Consider the following 4,745-nt stretch of genomic DNA (forward strand, 5'->3'; position numbering starts at 1 on the left):
AGCCGAGGTCCTTGAGGTCGTCCCGGCCGTGCGCGGCGTCGGTGGCCTTCACCCCGAGGGTGGCGCGCAGTTCGGCGGGGAGGAACCCGCGATCGTACGAGTCCAGGTGCGGCAGACCCGCGAGCACCAGCCGCGCCACGGCGGCGGACACCCCGGTCAGCCGCCCGAACTCCTCGGCTGCCTCCGGGAACCAGGGCGCCGGACCCCGCCGGTCGGCCTCGCCGAGGAACGCCGCGAGCCAGCCGGCCGCCCGGTCCGGATCGCCTACGGGCGAGGCCGGACCGACCCCGGTGTAGGGCGCCGGTACGGCGAAGGCCCCGGACGGGTCGTGCAGCAGGGCCTCGAACTCGCGCCCTCCGGGCTGCTGTTCACCGTGGTCGGTGACGCCGAGGACGGCGCCGCCGCCGAGCGGCAGGACGGAGCGGTGGCGCAGGTTGCGCTCGCGCCCGTCGCCGCCCACCAGCGAGGTGTCGTCCAGCCTGACCCGTACCCGCCGCCAGCGCGCCGCGGAGCCCTCGGCCGAGCCCAGACCCAGCGCGTCCACCGCGCCGAGCACCCGGCGCAGCGCCGCCCGCTGCTCGTCGGAGGTGCCGGTGACCGTCATCCGGTACGCGACCGCCGCGGGCTGCTCCAGGAACGGCCCGGTCCACGGGAACGCCGAGTACGCCAGCTTGGGCACGTCCAGGTGCAGCCGTCCGGGCACCCCCTCGGCGGCGGTGTCGGCGGTCGCCGAGGCCAGCGTGCGCAGGAACCGGTACGCGGAGTCGTTGTTCCCGCCGTAGCGGTAGTGCCCGGAGCCCACCAGGCCGTCCAGGCCGCCGTCGAGCAGGTCGTCGGCGGGGCCCCGGTCCGCGGGGGCGGTGCGCGGGGCCACCGGTCCCCGGGCCAGGGAGTCGGCGACCTTGGCCAGGGCCCGGCCGTGGACCCGTGCCACGTGCACGGCCGCGACGACGCCGCCGATCAGCGGGTCCGCGGTGACGCCCGGCAGGGCGGCCCGCACCAGCGCGGGCACCTCGTCGTTCTTCTCCACCGCGTTCGCGGCCTTCAGCAGCGCTCCGGCCGCGGCCGTGTCCATGGCGCGCAGCGCCGCCGATCCCTCGGGGTCCCGGGCGCGCAGGCAGTACCAGTAGGGGAGCGGCGGGAATTCCGCGCCCCGGGCGGAGTACGTCTCGTTGTGGTGGTCTCCGGTGATCCGGGAGACGGGGACGCCCTCGGGGTCGTGGAGGGTGAGGGTGCGCCAGTCGCAGGACACGGCGCGGGGCCGGTCGTCGCCGGGCAGGGTCACCGCGTGGCGCGGGAAGCGGGCTTCCTCGCCGAGGGTGACGGACCGTCCGGCGGTGTCGGAGCCGTGCCAGCCCTGTCCGGGGACGCGTACGGCACGCCAGCCGAGCACTCCGTCCACGGGCGTGCCGAGCACCGAGCCCTCGACGGCGGGCGTCGGGCGCAGCCAGTTCTGGCCGGTGTGGTCGGGCAGGGTGCTGCCGGCGGGGTGGTCGCGCAGGGCGTCGGCGAGGAACCCGGGCAGGGAACGCCGTCCGTGGATCCCGGTGGCGGGGTCGTACTCGGCCCAGCCCGCCTCTTCGCGCTCTCCGGCCTGCTTGCCGCCCTGTTCCCAGGCCCAGTACGAGGTGCCGTCGCTGATGACGGCCCGCTCGGCGGGCAGCCTGGTGTCGCCGCGGTGCAGGACGCCGCCGCCGGTGGTGCGGCCGCCGCCCGGCAGGGGCAGGGTCACGTGCTCGGAGCGGACCGACCAGTAGGTGGCGGAGGACTCCAGGGTGAGGACGTCGCCGGGGGCGCTCAGCCAGTAGCCCTGCACGGGCCCGTCGTACCGGACCCAGAACACCAGCAGGTCGCCGTCGGTGTAGTGGAAGCCGTGCTGGTGGTGGCCGCTGGTGGTGGGGATCCGCAGGTCGTGGGTGAGCACGGTGGAGTCGGCGTCGAGGACCCGGACCTGCGTGTTGCTGGCGACGATGACGTACGGCCAGGCGTCCATCACCGTCAGCCGCTGGCGGCCGTTCTTCGCGGGCGACAGCTCGGCGACGGCCTTCTCCCAGGCGGGCCAGACCAGTTCCTCGACCAGGCCGCCGCGCAGGGTGCGGGCGAGGATCTCACCGAGGTCGGCGGAGGCGGCCCGGGACACCTCCTGCGGGGCCAGCGCCAGGGCCTCTTCCGGCAGCCAGGTCAGCCGCCGGATGGCGTCGGGCAGGTCGGGCAGCGCGGCGGCCGTGGACGCGGCGGCCACCTCGCGGACCCAGTCGGCGACCAGCGGGATGCTGCCGGGGCATTCGGCGAGGCGCCGGACGGTCGAGCGGCTGCTCGATCCGTGGTTGTGCTGGCGGTCCAGGGTGCGGAAGAAGGCGGGCCGCAGCCGTTCGTCGGCGCACAGCGCGCGCAGGTCGCGCGGTTCGGGGGACGCGGCCCACTGGTCCAGGCCCATGAAGCCCTTCCAGCCGTCCCCGGGGTCGGCGACCGGCAGGTCCAGGGAGAGCAGCAGGTCGAGGAGGTTGACGTCCTGGAGGCCCAGGCGCAGCCCCTCCTCGCGGTCCGGCAGGGCGAGTTCGGCGCGCAGCCGGTCCGCGCAGCGGGTGACGAGCGCGAGGAGGGCGGGCAGCGCGGGCGGGTGGCCCCAGCCGGAGTGCCGGGCGGTGTGGAAGCGCTCCAGCCAGCCGGCCGTGCCGTCGGCGCAGCGTTCCTCCGCGGGCAGGCCGCCGTCGGCGAGCCCGGCGGTGGCGCCCGACTCCTCCAGCACCTCCAGCCACAGCGCGGCCAGTTCGCCGGCCTCGCTGCCGCTGCCGCTGCCGGGCGTCATCCCGAGCAGGGTTCCGCGTACGGAGGGCACGCGGCGGGCCAGCGCGACGAGGGCCGCGCGGTGGGACTTCCACCAGCCTGCGGCGGCCCGCAGCGTGGCGGGGAGCGGCAGCAGTTCGGCCAGGTACTCCTGCTCGGCTTCGCCGCCGGCCAGCCCGGCGGCCCGGGCGAGGCGGCGCAGTTCGGTGGTGGCCTGCGCGGACGGCGCGAGTCCGCCCGCGGTGCGGCGGACGCACAGGCGGCGGAAGCGCGTGAAGGCCTCGGCGGGGGAGACCCGCACCGCGAGTTCCTTGCCGTACCCGGTGAGGACCTTCACCGGCAGGGCGCCGGCCAGGGCGAATTCGAGGAAGACGGAGTCGAGGCGGTCCTCGTCGACGGTCAGGCCGTAGCGGGCCTCGCTCGCGCGGGCCCGGCCGAACAGCTGGGCGGCGTAGGTGGTGTTCTCGACGGCGAGGAAGGTCCGCGCGGCCTGCTCGTAGAAGACGGGCAGGAAGTGCGGGACGGCGGCGGCGAGCCGGTCGGCGAGCTCGTGGCAGGCGTCGAGGGCGGCCTTGGGCTTGGTCTTGGCCTGCCGGGCGAGCCGGTCCAGCTCGGGGACCACGGCGAGCGCGTGGTGGCCGTCCTCGGGGTGGTGCACCAGCACCCACTCGGGGAAGCCGAGCGCCTGGCGCCGGCCGAGACCGACGACGGGCGGCTCGCCCTCGGGTACGAGGCCCAGGAAGCCCGCGGCGAGGTCCTCGGCGGCGCCCAGTTCGGCGGCGGCGAGCCGTACGACGACCCGCCCGTCCCCGAGCGCGGGGTGACGGTACGTCCGCGCGGTCAGCGGGACGGCGGAGGGCCCGGCGCCGGTGGTGCCGGCGGGCAGCACGGCGCCCGCGGCGAGCAGTTGGGCGGCGCTCGCGCCTTCGGTGGTGTTCACGGTGTCGGTGGTGCTCATGCGTCCCCGCCCTCCTCGATCTTGCGCCCGGCGTACAGCGCCGCGGCCATCCGCATCCCCTCGGACCAGGCCACCGGTCCGACCTCGCCGAGCCGGACGGCCCGGCCCTCCTCGTCGTGCCAGTTCAGGGGCCCGGTGAGGGACTCGTCCTCCCAGTAGGGCTCGCCGATCCACACGGCCGCCTCCACCGCCCGGCCCGAGTCGCGCACCTTGCAGGTGGCGTAGCCGCCGGAGACCCGGTAGCCGAGGCCGGTGGCGCGGGCCGCGAGGCTGAACCGGGTGGGGAACGCCCCTCCCGCGTAGTCCTTCACCTCCGTCGCGCCCGGCGCCAGATCGGCGGGCTTCGCCCAGGTCGCCCGGTGGATCTGCTCGACCCGCTGCACGATGTCCAGTTCGGCCGCGAACTCCCGTACGTCGTCCAGGTCGGGCAGCAGCACCGGGTGCGGCAGGGTCACCGTGCGCGGACGCAGGCGCACCGTCTCGCCGTCGAGGTTGACCACCTTCAGCTCGCCCTCGGGGGTGGCGTCGCGCAGGAAGCCCACCTCGTCGGGGTCGGTGTCGGCGACGACGGCCAGGTCGCGCAGGGCGGCCTGCCAGGCCTCGTCGGGCCACACCCGGGCGAGGAGGGCGGTCGGCACCGGGAGGGAGGACACCATCCAGGTGTCCACCTGGGCGGCGCAGGCCGCCTCGTGCCGGTCGAGCCACTCGGCGAGCCGGCGCAGCCGGTCCACCTCGGGGTGGTCGCGCAATGCCTTCGGGACCGTCTTCAACTGCCGCCCCGCGGGCCTCCGCACCGCGATCCGCCCCTCCACGAGGGCGATCTCGTACCCCTCGTCCAACGCCAGCCACGCCATCAGCCCGTGCCCCTCCGCCTGTCCGAAAAACGCTCTTGCGCAGCCCGGAACAAGGCGCCAACGCCTGCTGAGCTGCGGTATGCCGGGAGACTAGCGAGCCCCACTGACAACGCCGTCCGGAGGGTGGCCCGCAGGTGGTCTGACGT

Annotated in this window: 2 protein-coding genes; both read right to left on the reverse strand. The window is 76.0% G+C overall.

Annotation, left to right across the window (positions count from 1 at the left end; all coding sequences use genetic code 11):
• Positions 1 to 3,745 (reverse strand): DNA-binding protein (locus ACFV0Q_RS38480; RefSeq protein ID WP_385012345.1); only part of this gene is annotated, 3,745 nt, incomplete at its 3' end.
• Positions 3,742 to 4,599 (reverse strand): DUF4132 domain-containing protein, encoded by an 858-nt coding sequence (locus ACFV0Q_RS38485; RefSeq protein ID WP_385012347.1) that lies wholly within the window; start codon positions 4,597 to 4,599, stop codon positions 3,742 to 3,744. The genes ACFV0Q_RS38485 and ACFV0Q_RS38480, both read right to left, overlap by 4 nt.
• Positions 4,600 to 4,745: the final 146 nt, after the last annotated feature.

The organism is Streptomyces sp. NPDC059564, assembly GCF_042735575.1.
Lineage (GTDB): Bacteria > Actinomycetota > Actinomycetes > Streptomycetales > Streptomycetaceae > Streptomyces.